At 72.7% G+C, this 15797-nt stretch carries 16 protein-coding genes, 1 tRNA gene and 1 pseudogene; 7 read left to right on the top strand and 11 right to left on the bottom strand.

Features of this window, described 5'->3' with window-relative positions; genetic code table 11:
* The first annotated feature begins 778 nt into the window (after positions 1 to 778).
* The 5 genes from ACSNOK_RS09245 (at position 779) to ACSNOK_RS09225 (ending at position 5288) form a co-directional block, all read left to right on the top strand.
* Entirely contained in the window at positions 779 to 1693 is a 915-nt protein-coding gene (locus tag ACSNOK_RS09245; protein WP_436780113.1) for an anti-sigma factor antagonist, read from the top strand.
* A gap of 90 nt (positions 1694 to 1783) precedes the next feature.
* Positions 1784 to 2329, top strand: a complete 546-nt coding sequence (locus ACSNOK_RS09240) for a hypothetical protein (protein ID WP_436780112.1) — start codon at positions 1784 to 1786, stop codon at positions 2327 to 2329.
* Between the two features lie 198 nt (positions 2330 to 2527).
* Positions 2528 to 3364 (top strand): DUF4097 family beta strand repeat-containing protein, encoded by an 837-nt coding sequence (locus tag ACSNOK_RS09235; RefSeq protein ID WP_436780111.1) that lies wholly within the window; start codon positions 2528 to 2530, stop codon positions 3362 to 3364.
* Positions 3365 to 3495: 131 nt separating this feature from the next.
* Positions 3496 to 4491, top strand: coding sequence for an ATP-binding cassette domain-containing protein (locus ACSNOK_RS09230; RefSeq protein ID WP_436780110.1), 996 nt, complete (start codon positions 3496 to 3498; stop codon positions 4489 to 4491).
* Positions 4488 to 5288, top strand: coding sequence for an ABC transporter permease (locus tag ACSNOK_RS09225; protein WP_436780109.1), 801 nt, complete (start codon positions 4488 to 4490; stop codon positions 5286 to 5288). The genes ACSNOK_RS09230 and ACSNOK_RS09225 overlap by 4 nt, the downstream gene beginning before the upstream one ends.
* A gap of 16 nt (positions 5289 to 5304) precedes the next feature.
* Here the strand turns inward: ACSNOK_RS09225 and ACSNOK_RS09220 are convergent, their stop codons facing one another.
* The 5 genes from ACSNOK_RS09220 to ACSNOK_RS09200 form a co-directional block, all read right to left on the bottom strand.
* Positions 5305 to 5520, bottom strand: a complete 216-nt coding sequence (locus ACSNOK_RS09220; RefSeq protein WP_436780108.1) for a hypothetical protein — start codon at positions 5518 to 5520, stop codon at positions 5305 to 5307.
* Positions 5521 to 5698: 178 nt separating this feature from the next.
* A tRNA-Ser gene (locus tag ACSNOK_RS09215) sits at positions 5699 to 5785 on the bottom strand.
* 102 nt (positions 5786 to 5887) lie between these two features.
* On the bottom strand, positions 5888 to 6382 hold the full coding sequence (gene tadA / locus ACSNOK_RS09210; protein WP_436780107.1) for a tRNA adenosine(34) deaminase TadA: 495 nt from the start codon (positions 6380 to 6382) through the stop codon (positions 5888 to 5890).
* Positions 6383 to 6427: 45 nt separating this feature from the next.
* Positions 6428 to 6958, bottom strand: a complete 531-nt coding sequence (locus ACSNOK_RS09205; protein ID WP_436780125.1) for a tRNA adenosine deaminase-associated protein — start codon at positions 6956 to 6958, stop codon at positions 6428 to 6430.
* 371 nt (positions 6959 to 7329) lie between these two features.
* The gene (locus ACSNOK_RS09200; protein ID WP_436780124.1) at positions 7330 to 7548 is read right to left on the bottom strand and encodes a hypothetical protein; all 219 of its coding nucleotides are present in this window, start codon (positions 7546 to 7548) and stop codon (positions 7330 to 7332) included.
* A 363-nt stretch (positions 7549 to 7911) separates the two neighbouring features.
* Between ACSNOK_RS09200 and upp the strand changes: the two genes are divergently transcribed.
* The gene (gene upp, locus ACSNOK_RS09195) at positions 7912 to 8547 is read left to right on the top strand and encodes a uracil phosphoribosyltransferase (RefSeq protein ID WP_004943140.1); all 636 of its coding nucleotides are present in this window, start codon (positions 7912 to 7914) and stop codon (positions 8545 to 8547) included.
* Between the two features lie 230 nt (positions 8548 to 8777).
* On the opposite strand, the gene ACSNOK_RS09190 is transcribed toward upp, so the two are convergent.
* The 4 genes from ACSNOK_RS09190 to ACSNOK_RS09175 all read right to left on the bottom strand — a co-directional run bounded on the left by ACSNOK_RS09190 (position 8778) and on the right by ACSNOK_RS09175 (position 11477).
* A complete protein-coding gene (locus ACSNOK_RS09190) occupies positions 8778 to 9452 on the bottom strand; it encodes a LytR C-terminal domain-containing protein (RefSeq protein WP_436780106.1) in 675 nt (224 codons plus the stop codon).
* Positions 9453 to 9627: 175 nt separating this feature from the next.
* Entirely contained in the window at positions 9628 to 9924 is a 297-nt protein-coding gene (locus ACSNOK_RS09185) for a type II toxin-antitoxin system VapB family antitoxin (protein WP_004943146.1), read from the bottom strand.
* Positions 9925 to 10017: 93 nt separating this feature from the next.
* Positions 10018 to 10662, bottom strand: coding sequence for an HhH-GPD-type base excision DNA repair protein (locus ACSNOK_RS09180; RefSeq protein WP_436780105.1), 645 nt, complete (start codon positions 10660 to 10662; stop codon positions 10018 to 10020).
* 62 nt (positions 10663 to 10724) lie between these two features.
* Positions 10725 to 11477, bottom strand: a complete 753-nt coding sequence (locus ACSNOK_RS09175; protein ID WP_436780104.1) for an SDR family NAD(P)-dependent oxidoreductase — start codon at positions 11475 to 11477, stop codon at positions 10725 to 10727.
* Between the two features lie 217 nt (positions 11478 to 11694).
* On the opposite strand from ACSNOK_RS09175, the gene ACSNOK_RS09170 reads away from it, so the two are divergent.
* Positions 11695 to 12588, top strand: a complete 894-nt coding sequence (locus tag ACSNOK_RS09170; protein WP_436780103.1) for an alpha/beta fold hydrolase — start codon at positions 11695 to 11697, stop codon at positions 12586 to 12588.
* A 167-nt stretch (positions 12589 to 12755) separates the two neighbouring features.
* Here ACSNOK_RS09170 and ACSNOK_RS09165 read toward each other — a convergent pair whose 3' ends face one another.
* Positions 12756 to 15008 (bottom strand): HelD family protein, encoded by a 2253-nt coding sequence (locus ACSNOK_RS09165; protein ID WP_436780123.1) that lies wholly within the window; start codon positions 15006 to 15008, stop codon positions 12756 to 12758.
* A 522-nt stretch (positions 15009 to 15530) separates the two neighbouring features.
* A pseudogene (locus ACSNOK_RS09160) lies at positions 15531 to 15797 on the bottom strand (hypothetical protein); the annotation flags it as partial.

Genomic DNA, 15797 nt, shown 5'->3' with positions numbered 1-15797 from the left:
TGAAGTCCCCCGTAGCGCTTGCGAGAGTCTAACCGCACACATGGACGAAGCAGGGAGGAGCCGGGAGGATCCGGGAAGGGGCGGGAAGAGCCGGGAGGAGCTGGGAGGAGCCGCCTTCGGGGCGTTCCAGGGGGCGTCCTCCGGCCCTCCCGGGCCGCCGAGGCCGCCGCATCGCATCCTCACGCCACCTTTAAGGACTTAAGCCCCGGCGAACCGGGCCCTTCGCCCGTCCGTCCTCCATGGCCGGGAGCGGAGGATGGGGGGAGTGCCCGCCGGATCTGGCAGGAATCCGTCGGGCCTGGGACATGGAACCCCTCTGCGGGGTCCGGGCCGCGCGCTTCCCCTGACTGCGGCCCGTACTCGGGGTCCGTGCCCTCATGGGGGGAAGCGGCTTGTCCCCCCGATGCCGCTTCCCCCCACCTCTTACCCCTCTTCCTTCCCCCGCCCCTTCTTCACTCCCGCGACGCGTCCGCGTTCGCCGCCTTCGGGCCGCTTCGCCGACGTCTCCCGCTCTTCGCCTCTCGTCCGTCGCGCCCTCGCTTCCCGGCTCCGAGTCCGGTCGAGCTCGCACTCGTATGCGCGCGACTCCCCCGTGGTGCCGAGGAAGTTCCCAACGCGGATGAACTCTGGGTCAGTTGAGGTGAGAAGAGGCCGACGTCGGGGCACCAGAAAGGCACACGGCCCGAGGCGCTCACCGGCTTGCCGGAGCTGCCGTCCCGGTGCGTGGGAACGGGGTCCGGTGTGCGGTACATGAGTGAGGGAGAACGGTGAGGTTCGCATGGGCGGGTACGAGCTCGCCTTCACCATGCGGGAGCGTGTGGCGGGGGGAGCGGTCACCATTGAACTGTCCGGAGAGATCGACATTCTGGCCGAGCAGGAGCTCGGCCCCCGGCTGGAGGCCCTGGCCGGCCGCCGCCACGCCGACCTCGTCATCGACCTACGGGGTGTGACCTTCCTGGACGCGAGCGGCCTCCGCCTGCTGCTCCGTGTCCGCAACCGGGTGGCCCGCGGTGGCGGGCGGCTACGGGTGGTGCGGGGCGGTCCGCGCGTGTCCAAAGTGATCCGCATCGTGCGGCTGGAGCCGGTCTTCCAGTGGTTGGACGCACCGCCCGGTCCGTCGGGTACGACGGGTCGGGCGGGACTGCCTGGGCCGGCAGGGCCGGCGGGATCGGCGGGCCGGCCGGGCCTGCCAGGCCCTCCTGTTCCGTCTGCTCCAGCCGGCCCGTCCGGACCTTCGGGCCCGACGGTCGCGTTCGGAACGCCTGGCAGGACCGATGCCGACGGAGCTTCCTCAGGGGCGGCGGGCCCGGGCGAGGGCATGGCGCCGGAGGCTTCGGGAGCTCCGGGTGTTCCGGGCGGTACGAGGGCTGCGCAGGCGTCCGGTGCGTCCGGCGTTCCCGGCGTGTCCGGTGCGTGCGGCGCGTCCGCTGTCACCGGCGGGGCGTCCGTACTGCCGGTGGGCGTGGCGGCCGGAGCCCCGGCCGTGCCCGACGAGGACGGGGTGACGTGCGGGCCGCTTGACGGAAGCGTCCCGGCGCAGCGGACGGGCATGGGGCGGGGGTGCGGCGGTGGCCGGAGGGCGCGCCACCGCTCACCCGCACCGCGCTCACCTATCGCTGCTCGTCCCCTGATCCATGCTCAACAACTACGCGGGGTCGGCCCGTTGTGCCGCACGAAGTCATTCGCGCCCTGACCTGCGCGCATCGCACGCGCCACCACCTTCTCCAGCTCGGGTGGCACCAAACCCCTTGCAGTGGTGCCACTTTGGCGCCATAGTGGCGTCATGGATCTCACCCCGTACGTCGACGCCCTCCGCCGGGAGCTCGCGGTCGCCGCGAACGCGGGCGGGGACGAAGCGCGCGCCCTCGCCGAACGGCTGACCGCGCCGCTGGAATCGGCCACCCGGCTCACCTTGCTGAACGCCCTCTCCACCGCCATGGAGGAGGTCACCCGCGATCTCGCACCGGGCTCGGTCGACGTACGCCTCCGCGGCCTGGACCCGGAATTCGTGGTGACGTCGCCGCCGGGCCAGGGCCTGCACCCGGAGGACGTGCCACCCGACGCTGCACCGGGTGGTGCCCCCGGAGGCACTTCGCCGTCGTCCCCCGCCCAACGAGACAGCGACGAGGGCGGTACCGCCCGGGTCAACCTGCGGCTTCCCGCACACCTCAAGGCGCGAGCCGAAGAGGCTGCCGGTCGCGAGGGCTTGTCGGTGAACGCCTGGCTGGTCCGGGCGGTCGCCGCCGCGCTGGAGACCGGCGAGCGCGCCGGCCGCCCGGCGGGACCGACACGCCACCGGGGCCAGACCTTCACGGGCTGGGTCCGCTAGCCCGTCGTACGGCGGGAGGGCGGCAGGGGGCGTGAACCGGAGGCATGGCGCCGGCCCGGTGCCACGATGGCGCCACGGACCACCCGCCCGCCACGGACCACCCGTCTCCCCACGCACACGACCGCTCCCTCCACCCCTTCCTCCCGCCCGTCCAACCGTCGGTCCCGCATCCCACCCAGTCATGAGGACGGCACAGCCATGCCTTATTTCGAGACGCCCGAACCGGTCACCGCCACCGTCGAGTTCGACATCGGAGTGCTCCGCGTCATCGCCGGCGACCGCGCGGACACCGTCGTCGAGGTCCTGCCGACCGACCCCACCGAGGACGTCGACGTCCGGGCGGCCGGGCAGACCCGGGTGACCTGTACGGACGGCGCCCTGCTGGTCAAGGGGCCTCGTCAGCGTGCCCTGTTCGGCCCGACCGGCTCCGTCGAGGTACGGATCGAGCTGCCGGCCGGGTCCGACGTCCGGGCCACCGCGCTCATCGGCGACCTCCTCTGCGAAGGCCGTCTCGGCGACTGCCGGCTGAAGATGTCGACCGGCCACGTCCACGTCGGCGAAACGGCGACGGCACGGCTCAGGACGAGCCACGGCGGCATCCGCCTCGACCGCGCGACCGGCGACGCCGAACTCGTCGCCGCCGGCCCGATCGACGCGGGAGCGATCGGAGGTACGGCGACGGTCAAGAACCTCAACGGCGAGACGGTGCTCGGCGAGGTCGGAGGTGACCTCCGGGTCGGTTCGTCCAACGGGGCGATCTCCGTCGGAGTGGCCCGCGGGGACGTCGACGCCAGGTCCGCGAACGGCGGCATCCGCTTGGGCGAGGTGGTCCGCGGCCGGGTCTCGCTCCAGTCCTCGGCCGGTGACCTGGAGGTCGGCATCGGCGCCTCGACGGCCGCCTGGCTCGACGTGAACACCCGCCTCGGCAGCGTCCGCAACCTGCTCACCCCGTCCGACGGCCCCGGCGCGGCCGAGAACACCGTCGAGGTCCGCGCCCGTACGGGGATCGGGGACATCGAGATCCGACGCGCGTGACGGGCGGCACCCGACCGAAACCCCGCACCTGACACGTCGTACCGCCGGCCCGGCACGCGCTCCATGGCTCCAACGTGGCTCCACCGTTCTCCACCGCTCGTGACCTTTCACCCCAGAGAAGGCAGAACGTCATGACCGCACCGATCACCCCACCCGCCCAACCCGCCCCACCCGGAACGGCGGCGATCAGCGCCACCGGCCTGTGCAAGTCCTACGGCGGTCGGCCGGTCCTGGACGGAATCGACCTGTGCATCCCCGAGGGAACGGTCTTCGCGCTGCTCGGCCCGAACGGCGCCGGCAAGACCACCACCGTCCGGATCCTCTCCACCCTCATCACCCCCGACGCGGGCGAGGCCCGGGTCGCGGGCCACGACCTGCTCCGCGAGCCCGACGCGGTACGCGCCGGCATCGGCGTCACCGGCCAGTTCTCCGCCGTGGACAACCTGCTCACCGCCCGCGAGAACATGACGCTCATGGCGGACCTGCACCACCTGGGCCGCCGCGAGGGCCGCCTGCGCACCGAGCGCCTCCTCGACCGCTTCGACCTCACCGACGCGGCCGACCGGACCGCCGCCACCTTCTCCGGCGGCATGCGGCGCAAGCTGGACCTGGCCATGACGCTCGTCGGCGCGCCGCGCGTCGTCTTCCTCGACGAACCGACGACGGGCCTCGACCCGCGCAGCCGCCGCGTCATGTGGGAGATCATCCGGGAGTCGGTGGACGAAGACGGGGTGACGGTGTTCCTCACCACGCAGTACCTGGAGGAGGCGGACCGGCTCGCCGACCGCATAGCCGTCCTGGACCGCGGCGTACTGGTCGCCGAGGGCACCGCCGAGGAACTGAAGCGGCGGGTGCCCGGCGCCCACATCAGCCTCCGGTTCCGCGACTCCGACGGACTCGCGTCCGCCGCCGGGCTGTTCGGCACCGGCACCGCCGACCACGAGGGCCTCACCCTGCGGATCCCCGGCGACGACAGCGTGCCCACCCTCCGCGCCGTCCTCGACGTCCTGGACCACGCGGCGGTCCGGGCCGAGTCGCTGAGCGTCCACACGCCCGATCTCGACGACGTCTTCCTCAGCCTCACCGGCCGTCCGGACGCCGGTTTCCGAACGGAGAGCCCCCGGTGACCAGCCCCTCCCACGCCCTCGCCGACTCCCTGACGATGCTGCGCCGCAACCTCAAGCACGCCCGGCGCTATCCGTCCCTGACCACCTCGGTCGTCATGACGCCGGTGCTGATGCTGCTCCTCTTCACCTACGTCTTCGGAGGCGCCCTCGGCGCCGGCATCGGCGGCCCGGCCTCCCGCGGGGAGTACGTCGGCTACCTGGCACCCGGCATCATCCTCATGGCCGCCACATCCGGCGCCCTGGTGGCCGCCGTCGGAGTCTGCGTCGACATGACCGAGGGCATCGTCAACCGCTTCCGGACGATGGCGATCTCACGGTCCGCCTTCCTGACCGGCCACGTCGTCGGCTGCGTCATCCAGACCATGCTGAGCGTCGTCTGCGTCGTCGCCGTCGCCCTGCTCGTCGGCTTCCGGCCGCACGCGAACCCCGTCGAGTGGCTCGCGGCCGCCGGCCTCATGACGCTGCTCACCTTCGCCCTCACCTGGCTCGCGGCCGGCATCGGCCTGGTGGCGAGGACCCCGGAGTCCGCGAGCAACATTCCGCTGCCCCTCCAGTTCCTCCCCTTCCTCGGCAGCGCGGTCGTCCCCCCGGAATCCATGCCCACGGGCCTCCGCTGGTTCGCCGAGTACCAGCCCTTCACCTCCGTCACCGAAACCCTCCGGGGCCTCCTGACCGGCACGGAGATCGGCACCAGCGGCCCCATCGCCCTCGCCTGGTGTCTCGCCCTCACCCTGGCCGGCTACCTCTGGGCCCGGAGCACCTTCCACCGGGGCGGGGACACCGCCCGACAGGGATAGCCGGGCACCCTGACGATCACCGTCTGGCGTAGTCCACGACGTACGCGACCGCGAGCGCGACACCGAGGACGCCGATCCCCAAGAGGGCGAGAACGGTGAGCACGCCGTCGCCCCGGGCGACGGCACGGACGGATCCCGCGATCCCGCCGACGGCCGCGAAGACCCCGAGGACGAGTATGCGCGACGTCAGATTCCCGGGTTCCCTGCGAGGACGTTCTCCAGGCCTACCCATCACGGTTTCACCACACTTGATCGTACGAAGACCCACCGCACACCAGGACACGGGACCGACACCCCATACGGATCCTTGACCCCCCGCCACGACCCGCCGACCGGACCGAACCGGACTTCCACGCCGGAGCACGACCGAGGGCCCGACCTGGATCAGGTCGGGCCCTCGATGCGAAGAGCGGTAGCGGTGGGATTTGAACCCACGGAGGAGTTGCCCCCTCACACGCTTTCGAGGCGTGCTCCTTAGGCCGCTCGGACACGCTACCGAGAGAGAGCTTAGCGGACGAGTGGCCGTGGTCCGAAATCGGTTCCCCGGAGGCGGGGGCGGAGCGGTGCCGGCGCGGTGGGCGGCCGGGGGCCGGCGAGGGTCAGCGGGTGCGGAAGAAGTCGGTGAGGAGGGCGGAGCACTCGTCGGCGAGGACGCCGGTGATGACCTCCGGACGGTGGTTGAGCCGCCGGTCGCGGACCACGTCCCAGAGGGAGCCGGCGGCGCCCGCCTTCTCGTCGGCGGCGCCGTAGACGACGCGGTCGAGCCGGGAGAGGACGATGGCGCCGGCGCACATGGTGCACGGCTCCAGGGTGACGACCAGGGTGCAGCCGGTCAGGCGCCACTCGCCGACGGCGCGGGCGGCCTCGCGGACGGCGAGCACCTCCGCGTGGCCGGTGGGGTCGCCGGTGGCCTCGCGCTCGTTCCGGCCGCGGCCGATGACCGTGCCGTCCGGGGCCAGGACGACGGCCCCGACCGGGACGTCGCCCGTGCCCGGGGCCAGCGCGGCCTCCTCCAGGGCGGCCCGCATCGCGGGGAGCCAGGGATCGCGGACGGGGTCGGGACCGGGCGGGCGGCCGGGGGCGGCGTCGTTCATGGGACCAGTGTGGGCGAGCCCCGCCGGCTCACGCCCCCGCGCCCCTCAGCGGACGGCCTCCAGGACGTCGGTGCAGCCGAGGGCGTCGGCGATCTCGCTGAGGGCTTCCCCGTTGAGGGCCAGCAGCCGGCGCTCGCTCACGCCGACGTCCTCCAGCAGCCGGGTGTCGCCGAGCGGGCCGCTCGGCACCGTCCCGGCGGCGGCGTCCGGGGTGTCGGCCTCGTCCTCGGCGGGCTCCGGCTCGCCGTCCTCCGTGCCGTCGAGGTCGAGGGTGTCGAGGTCGTCGGCCCCGTCCTCGTCCCGTCCGAGGAGCTCGTCGATGAGCATGGAGCCGTAGGAACTCCGCTTGGCGAGCGGGGCGTCCGAGAGGAAGATCCGCGGGTCGTCCTCGCCGTCCACCCGGACGATGCCGAACCAGGCGTCCTCCTGCTCGATGAACACCAGGACCGTGTCGTCGTCGAGCGAGGCGTCACGGGCCAGGTCGACGAGGTCGGACAGGGTTTCCACGTTGTCGAGGTCTGTGTCGCTCGCTTCCCACCCGTCGTCGGAGCGCGCGAGCAATGCGGCGAAGTACACCGTGACTCTCCCACTGGTCATAGGCGGTGCCGGGCCGGACGGGGACAGCACCCCGCCCACTCGGAATCGTGGCAGAAACCCGGCCGTTGCGAGAGGTCTTCCGCGCTGCGTCGTGCAGTAGTCCGAGAGATTCGGGCGACGTTCCGCCGGGGCGCGGCCGCTTGGCGGCACCCCGGACCGCCATCCGGGGCGCGTTCGAGGCGCGTCCCGGGGCACCTTCGGGGTTTTCCCGGAAGGCGACCCGTGCGCCGTCCCGGAGAAACCCCGGAACCGGATGCCGCGGCGACAGCGGGTGCCTACGGATGCCGACGAGTGCCGACGTGACGGCCGTCACCACGTCGCGTCGGCTGTCCGCCGTCCGGAGCCGTCGCTCACCATCTGAACGTTCGCATACGCATCTGCTGGCGCATCCTGGCCGCCCGGGCGCGGCGCGGCTGCACCCGGTCGCGGAGCTCCCGGGCCTCGTTCAGCTCACGGAGGAACTGCGCCCGGCGGCGCCGTCGCTCCGCGTCGTCGTCCACGGGGGCGTCCGGGGCTGCCGGACGTTCCCGGATCCGTTCGGCGGGCCGGTCAGCGGCTTGCGCGCCGATCCGTCCGCCACTCCGTTCACCTGCTCGTTCGCCGGTCTGTTCGCCGGTCTGTTCAGCGGTCCCTTCGCCTGTGCTCCTGCCGGTTCGCCGGCCGGCCCGTTCGGCCGGCCGCTCGCGGGGGCGCTCTCGGGGCCGCTCCCTGGGCCGTTTCCCTGGAACGGCCTGTTCCGCCGGATTTTCCGGGGCTTTCCGGGCCCCGGATTCGCGTTCGTCACGGTCGGCCATGCGCAGCACCACCTCGTGCCGAGGGTCTCGCCCGGCGCGGCAGGCCGGGCGTACGTGCCCACTTTCCCCCTTAGTGGTGGAGTGATGCCACCGTGGGGCCGGGAGCCGGTGTCCGAAAGCTCGGATAATGTCGATGTCATGCGGATCCACGTCGTCGACCACCCGCTGGTGGCGCACAAACTCACCACGCTGCGCGACAAGCGCACCGACTCCCCCACGTTCCGGCGGCTCGCCGACGAGCTGGTCACCCTGCTCGCCTACGAGGCGACGCGGGACGTGCGGACCGAACAGGTCGACATCGAGTCGCCGGTCACCGCGACCACCGGCGTCAAGCTGTCCCACCCGCGCCCGCTGGTGGTGCCGATCCTCCGGGCCGGCCTGGGCATGCTCGACGGCATGGTCCGGCTGCTGCCCACGGCCGAGGTCGGCTTCCTGGGCATGATCCGCAACGAGGAGACTCTCAAGGCGGAGACGTACGCGACGCGCATGCCGGACGACCTCTCCGGCCGCCAGGTATACGTCCTCGACCCCATGCTGGCCACCGGCGGCACGCTGGTCGCGGCGATCCGCGAGCTGATCGCGCGCGGCGCGGACGACGTCACCGCCATCTGCCTGCTCGCCGCCCCCGAGGGCGTCGAGGTCATGGAGCGGGAGCTCGCGGGCACCCCGGTGACCGTCGTCACCGCCTCGGTGGACGAGCGCCTCAACGAGGACGGCTACATCGTGCCGGGCCTGGGCGACGCGGGCGACCGCATGTACGGGACGGCCGGCTGAGCCGCCGCCGGCACCCCGGGCGCCGGGGGAGCCGCTAAACGGCGGCTGCCGGTGACCCTCCGGTGAGCCGCCGGTGAGCCGTCAGTGACGTGCTGCCGACGTACCGGCGGGCTCCGGGAACCACCGGCCCAGCGGGTCCGACCGGTCCAGTCGGTCTGATCGGTCTGATCGGTCCGATCGGTCCACCTGGCCCCCCTGGTCCCCGCGGTCCGACCGGTCCCCTCCTCGTCTCAGCACTTCGTCGCGCTCTTCGACGGCGCGGGGGACGACGGGGCCGGCCGGGGCGCGGCCGGTGCCCGGCTCGCGTCAGGCACGGGCCGCAGCTCCTTGAAGCCGGTGCCGATGATCAGATCGATGTCCGCCCCCTTGCGGACGTCGCTCTTCACCGCCGCTTCGCCGATCTGCTCCTCCAGGACGCGCATCGCCCCGTCGGCGTCGTCGGGCGAACCGAGCAGCAGCGCCGTGCCCTCGACGTTCTTGTCGTAGGGCGCGGGGGCGTTGCCCACCTTGCCGATGCGGAAGCCGCGCGCCTTCAGTTCGTCCGCGGTCGTCTTGGCCAGGCCGCTGCGCGGGGTGGCGTTGTAGACGTTGACGGTGATGTCGGCCGGCCGGGGCAGTGCCTCGCGGGGCGCGGAGTGCCCGGGGGCCCGGGCGTCCGTCTTGTCGCCGTGCCCGTCCCGGCCGCAGTCCGCGCTCTTCCGCGCCGCCTGTGGGGAGCCGCCCCCGCCGCCCGAGAAGACGTCCACGAGCTGGAGCGTTCCCCAGCCGCCCAGCCCCAGGACGGCGACCGCGGCGACCGCGGCGAGCACGACCCTCCGCGGATTCCTCGGGCGGCGCATATGCGGGAACCGACGGCCCGTGACGCGGTACTTGCCGCCCATGCCAGGAGGGGTGAGCATGCTCATGGGCGCAGCGTAGTGCGGGCGGGAGCCGGTGCCTACTAGATGATCAACGGTTGCGCCGACCCCAACCCAAAAGGGCCAATAACGGCCGGAAACGGCCGAGAACGAAGGGGCGGGAGGGGTGACAGACCCCTGCCGGAGCGGTGCCGGGCCGGCGCGGGGCCGGTATCCGGGGGCGTCAGTCCAGCTCGAGCACGCGGGCGTGCAGCACTTGGCGCTGCTGGAGCGCGGCGCGCACGGCGCGGTGCAGGCCGTCCTCCAGGTAGAGGTCTCCCTGCCACTTCACGACGTGGGCGAAGAGGTCGCCGTAGAAGGTCGAGTCCTCCGCGAGCAGCGTTTCCAGGTCGAGCTGCTGCTTGGTGGTCACCAGCTGGTCAAGGCGTACCGGGCGCGGGGCGACGTCCGCCCACTGGCGGGTGCTTTCCCGGCCGTGGTCGGGGTACGGCCGACCGTTTCCGATGCGCTTGAAGATCACACGGAAAGCCTACCGGGCCGGTGGTGTCGAGCGCAGCCATGGCACGGGAGTGGGAAGGCGACAATCGGCCGCATACCGGAAGCCGCGGTCCGCTCAGCGCTCCGGCGGCGTCGTCTTTCCTCTCCCCTTCTCTCGCTCCATCCCCTGCTTCCCCCGCTCCCTCTCCTGTTTCGCCTTCTGTTTGGCCGCCTGCTTGAAGGCGCGCACCTCGCGCAGCGAGTCGGGGCCGGTGATGTCCGCCACCGAACGGTGACTCCTCTCCTCCCCGTACGGGCCCGCGGCCTCCCGCCAGCCGTCGGGGCGCACACCGAGCCGCTTGCCCAGCAGGGCTAGGAAGATCTGTGCCTTCTGCCGGCCGAAACCCGGCAGGTCGGTGAGGCGCCGCAGCAGTTCCGTGCCGGTGGTCGCGTCCCGCCAGACGGCGGCCGCGTCACCGTCGTACCGCTCGACGAGGTGGCGGCAGAGCCGCTGGATCCGCTCGGCCATGGCGGCCGGGTAGCGGTGGACGGCCGGTTTGGCGGCGCAGAGCTCCACGAACGCCTCGGGGTCGTACGCGGCGATCTCATGCGCGTCGAGGTCGTCGCGGCCCAGGCGCCGGGCGAGGGTGTACGGGCCGGTGAAGGCCCACTCCATCGGGATCTGCTGGTCGAGCAGCATCCCGATCAGGGCGGCGAGCGGGCTGCGGGAGAGCAGCGCGTCGGCGTCCTCCTGCTGGGCGAGCCGGAGGGTGTGCTCCATGGGACCGATGATCCCCCGGGGGCGGATGCTCCGCATGTGGGAGTGGGGGCGGAGTCCGCCGCTCACTCCATGGAGACGAGCAGCCGCTCCACGGCCTTGGCGTCCGCCCGCAGGCCCTCCCGGATCTCCCGGGCGAAGGGGTCGGGGAAGATCTCTTCGTCGCCGGCCTCGATGCCGTCGGTGATGGCCCGGGCCGCGTCGGCGGCCGACGCCACGGGGATGCCGTCGACGTCGCGCAGGTGGCCGGTGGCGTAGCGCAGCATGTCCGTCTCGACGGGGCCGGGGAAGACGCCGTGCACGGTGATCCCGCGCGGGGCCAGGTCCCTCCGGACGGCCTGGGTCAGCAGGGCGAGCGCGGCCTTGGACGCGGGGTAGGGGCCCATCGCGGGGGTGCCGCCGAAGGCGCCGATGCTGATGAGGTTGGCGACGGCACCGCCGCCGTTGCGTTCCACGACGGGGGCGAAGGCGCGCAGGACGCGGAGAGTGCCCAGCCAGTTCGTCCGCATGACCGCCTCGACGTCGGCCAGGTCCATGTCGAGCAGGTGGCCCATGGCGTGCCGCCCGGCGTTGTTGACCAGGAGCGTCACGTCGGACGCGGCCTCCGCGGCGGCCGTGACGGCGGCCGGGTCGGTGATGTCGAGGGCGAGCGGGACGATCCGGTCCGGGGCCTCGGCGACCAGCGGTTCCAGGGTGCGGGGGTCGCGCGCGGCGGCGTGGACGCGCGGGGCGCCGCGGGACAGGAACTCGGTGACCAGGGCGCGTCCGATGCCCCGGTTGGCGCCCGTCACCAAGGCGACGGCCTCGTTGATCCGCACGGCGGCTCCCTTCTCGTCGGCTGAAGCAGTCGTTACCCAGGTGGGGGTGGGGTCCACACCCGGGGGCCGCGCCCGCGGGCGGTTGCGAGGGGGGTGGTCTGGGGCGCGCCGAGACTCGCTAGAGCGATCGTTCTAATGCTGCTACTGTGATCCGCGTCTGAATAGAACGTTCGTTACAGGCGGTCGTTCCTTGAGCGATCTCCATGGGGGGTAGCACGTGGAAACCAAGCGCATCACCGTGAACGGCGTCGAGCTCGCCTACGTCGAGCAGGGCGAGGGCCCGCTCGCATTGCTCCTGCACGGGTTCCCGGAGACGCCCGGGATGTTCCGGCACCTGATGCCGGTGCTCGCGGAGGCCGGCTACCGGGCCGTCGCGCCGTACATGCGGGGCTTCGCGCCCAGTCAGGTGCCGCCGGACGGCAGCATGCTGATGAAGGACCTGATCGCGGACGCCAACGCGCTGCACGAGGTCCTCGGTGGCGACGGCGACGCGGTGATCGTCGGACACGACTGGGGCGGTTTCGCCACCTGGGGCGCCGCCGCGTACGCGCCCGAGCGCTGGTCACGGGTGGTCGTGGCGGACGTTCCGCCGGTGCGGTTCTACGAGCGCAGGGCGGCGGTCCCGGAGCAGATCCACAAGAACAGCCACTTCTACTTCTTCCAGATGGGCGTGGCGGACCGGCTCGTCCCCGTGAACGACTTCGCCTACCTCGACTGGCTGTGGGAGCACTGGAGCGGCGACGTCCCGGGCTTCGACTCCACCGAGGACCGGCTGGCCGGCAAGGACGCGCTGCGCGACCCCGCCAACCTCCGGATGGGACTGGGCCTTTACCGGCAGAACTTCCCGTCGGACACCTTCGGCACCGACGGCTGGGAGATGGGGCGACTGCTCGCGGAGCTGCCGTCGCAGCCGACCCTCTACCTACACGGCAGCGAGGACCCGGTCGTGAACGAGGAGATCCTGGTGGACATCGTCGCCGCCCTTCCCGAGGGGTCGGACGGGGCTCTGCTCCATGGGGTCGGCCACTTCCCGATGGTGGAGGCACCGGAGGAGGTCAACAAGCGGATCCTGGCGTTTCTTTCGGAGTCGTCTCCTTCCGACGGGCGGTGACGGAGAGAGGGACGGGGGACGGAGGGGGGCGGCGCCGCTTCCCTCGCCACAGCGGTCCGTCCTCTGGGCGGGGGAGGAGGACGGACCGCTGTGGTGGGTGTGGTGTGACGTAGGGGGGCGCTCAGGGGCCTGTGTCAGGGGCTGGGTGGTGGTCGCGGGCGCCCCTGTCAGGGCCCTGTGAGGGGCGCCAGGCCGGCCGGGAGCGCCCCTGAGTGCACGACCCCGAGCCGCTGGGTGGCCCGTGTCAGGGCCACGTACAGGTCGCTGGTCCCGAGTCCGTCGGGTTCCGCGAGGATCACCGTGTCGAACTCCAGGCCCTTGGCCTGCCGAGGGTCGAGCAGCACCACCGGCCGGGTCAGGTCGGGGGCGGGCCCGGAGGAGGCGTCCGGGAGGGCGGCGAGCAAGGCGGGGTGCAGGGCGCGTGGCGCGATGACGGCGGTCCGGCCGCCGCCCTGGCCGTCCCCCTGGGCGTCGGCCTGCTCGGCGACGGCCTCGTCCACCGCGTCGGCGACCGCGCCCGGCACGTCGTCCGTCCGCAGCGCCCAGGGGCGCACCCCCGTGGAGCGGACCGAGCGCGGCGGCCGGAACTCCGGGGCGCCGGAGGCGCGGACCACCTCCGCCGCCACCTCCATGATCTCGGCGGGCGTACGGTAGTTGACGGCCAGCCGGACGTGCTCCCAGCGGTCGCCGACGTACGGCGCGAGGGCCGCCTCCCACGATCCGCAGCCGCCCGGTTCGGCGGTCTGGGCCGGGTCGCCGACGAGGGTCATGGACCGGGTCGGGCAGCGGCGCATCAGCAGCCGCCACGCCATCGGGGACAGCTCCTGCGCCTCGTCCACGATGATGTGGCCGAACGCCCAGGTGCGGTCGGCCGCGGCGCGTTCGGCGGCGCTGCGGTGGTCGGCCTCCTCCTGGCGTTCCGCGAGCCGTTCGGCGTCCACGACGTCGTGGGCGGCCAGCACTTCGGAGTCCTCGTCGTCCAGGTCCTCGAACTCCTGGGTGCGGGAGCCGTACGACATGTCGAGCACGCCCTGGGCATAGGCGATTCGTTCCTGCCGGGCGGCCTCGGCCGCGGCGCGGGCGGCCGAGTCGTCCTCGCCGAGCAACTCGGCGGCCTCGTCCAGCAGCGGTACGTCGGCCGGCGTCCACGGTCCGGTGCTCCGGCGAATGGCGTCGGCGTCCGCCGGGGGCAGGTGGCAGGGGTCGGCGAGGAAGTCCGCCACCAGCCGGTGCGGGGTGAGCGACGGCCACAACTCCTCGATGGCCGCGTGCACTTCGGGAGAAGCCGCCACCGCCTTGCCGAGCTGGGCGGCGTCGTCCGGTCCGAGGAGGTTCGGGCCCCCGTAGGGGTCGGCCCCGATACGGTCGACGAGCTGGGCGGTGAGGGCGTCGATCACGGCGAACGCGAAGGTGGGGCGCGCGAGGTTGTGCGGCAGCCGTGTGGCCCGCGCCCGGTCGCGGGCCGTCCGGGCGATGGCCTCGTCCAGTACGAGGTCACCGTCGTCGTGCGGGATCACCAGTTCCGAGTCGGGCAGCGTCTGCCGGTCCCGTACGTAAGCGGCCAGGGCGTCCGCCATCGTCGCGGCGCCCTTGACCTCGGCGGCTCGCGGGGTGTCGGTGCCGGTGGCGGTCACGCCGGGGAACAGTTCGCCGGGCGTCGCGAGCAGTACGCCGGTCTCGCCGAGGGACGGCAGCACCTCGCCGATGTACCCGAGGAACGCCGGGTTGGGGCCGACGATCAGCACGGCGCGGCGGGCCAGTTGCTCTCGGTGGGCGTACAGCAGGTACGCGGCGCGGTGCAGCGCCACGACCGTCTTCCCGGTGCCCGGCCCGCCTTCCACCACCATGACGCCGCGGTGCGGGGCGCGGATGATGCGGTCCTGCTCCGCCTGGATGGTCTGCACGATGTCGTGCATCCGCCCGGTGCGGGCGGCGTCCAGCGCGGCGAGGAGAACGGCGTCGGCGTCGCTGCCCTCCAGACCCGTGCGCTCGGGGTCGGCGAGGTCGAGGATCTCGTCGTGAAGGGCCGTGACCCGGCGGCCCTCGGTGCTGATGTGACGCCTGCGCCGCAGGCCCATGGGCGTGTGGCCCGTGGCGAGATAGAACGGCCGGGCCACGTCGGCACGCCAGTCGACGACGAGGGGCGTCCGGTCGGCGTCGTCCCGGCGGATGCCGATGCGGCCGATGTGGTGGTCGCGACCGTCGCGGAACGCCAGCCGTCCGAAGCAGAGCCCGTTCTCTCCGGCATTGAACGCGGCCAGCAGCCCCGACCGCTCGGCCACCAGCACATCGCGCTCCAGCCGGGCCTGGAAGGTGCCGCCGGCCGAGGCGAGGGCGGCGTTCATCCCGGCTTCGGCCTCGTCGCGGAGTTCCGCGAGGCGTGTGTGAAGGTTGTCGATGAATTCCTGTTCGTTACGCAATTCCTGGGCCGACGCGTTTGACACTGTGACTCCCGCCCCGATATCATGGCCTTACAAAGCTTCCCTATACCTCGTTTTCTGTGCGGCATAGAAACAATCAATATACGCGAGGAAATGCCCCGGCTGTCAATAGGCCGGGGCATTTTGTTGTTTCGGGGCCGTCCTATTTGATCGCATCCGGCGGGCATACGGCATGCCGCATGTGGAGGGCGTCGGGCGCCGGGCGTCGGGTGGGGGCTTCGCGGGAGTGAGGGCGAGGATTCATGCCCGGCGCCCGGCTTCGGTGGCGGGGTCGGTCCCCTTTCCCCGGGGGGTTGGGCTGGGTCCTCGTCCGAGCCCAGGTCGGTGTTCGCGTCTTCGGTGTCGGCTCAGCACGATTCAGGCCGCTTCAGACGCAGTGCGGGAACAAGCCGGGGCGGGTGTGCGAGGGCCTGACGGGATGAGCCTTTCTGTTCTCCGTTGTCGCGACGGCGGCGTCGTTACCGACACCCCGAGGGCCGGTGCGTCCGCCACCTACCCGCGTCAGCGGTTGCGTCGGCTGCCGGAGCGGGGGCGCAGCAGGGCGGCGGTCAGAACCGCCGGGGTGGTGAGCAGGAGGGTGAGGGTGATCACGGAGGTGTGTGGGGTGAGGGGGTTGCCCTGCATCGTCACCGCTTTCCGGTAGATGTGGTGCGGCGGGACGGGGGTGTGGACCGGCGGAATCGGCGCCGGGGGGTGGCTCTCCGCCGGAGGCGGCGAGGCGGGGGACGAGGGTGTGGGCAGCGAGGGTGGTGCTGCCGGTGCTGGGCG

Origin of the sequence: Streptomyces sp. URMC 126 (assembly GCF_051386555.1) — a bacterium.
Taxonomy (GTDB): Bacteria; Actinomycetota; Actinomycetes; order Streptomycetales; family Streptomycetaceae; genus Streptomyces.
Note: the sequence above shows the minus strand (reverse complement) of the source record. Positions and strands in the feature narration are given on the sequence as shown.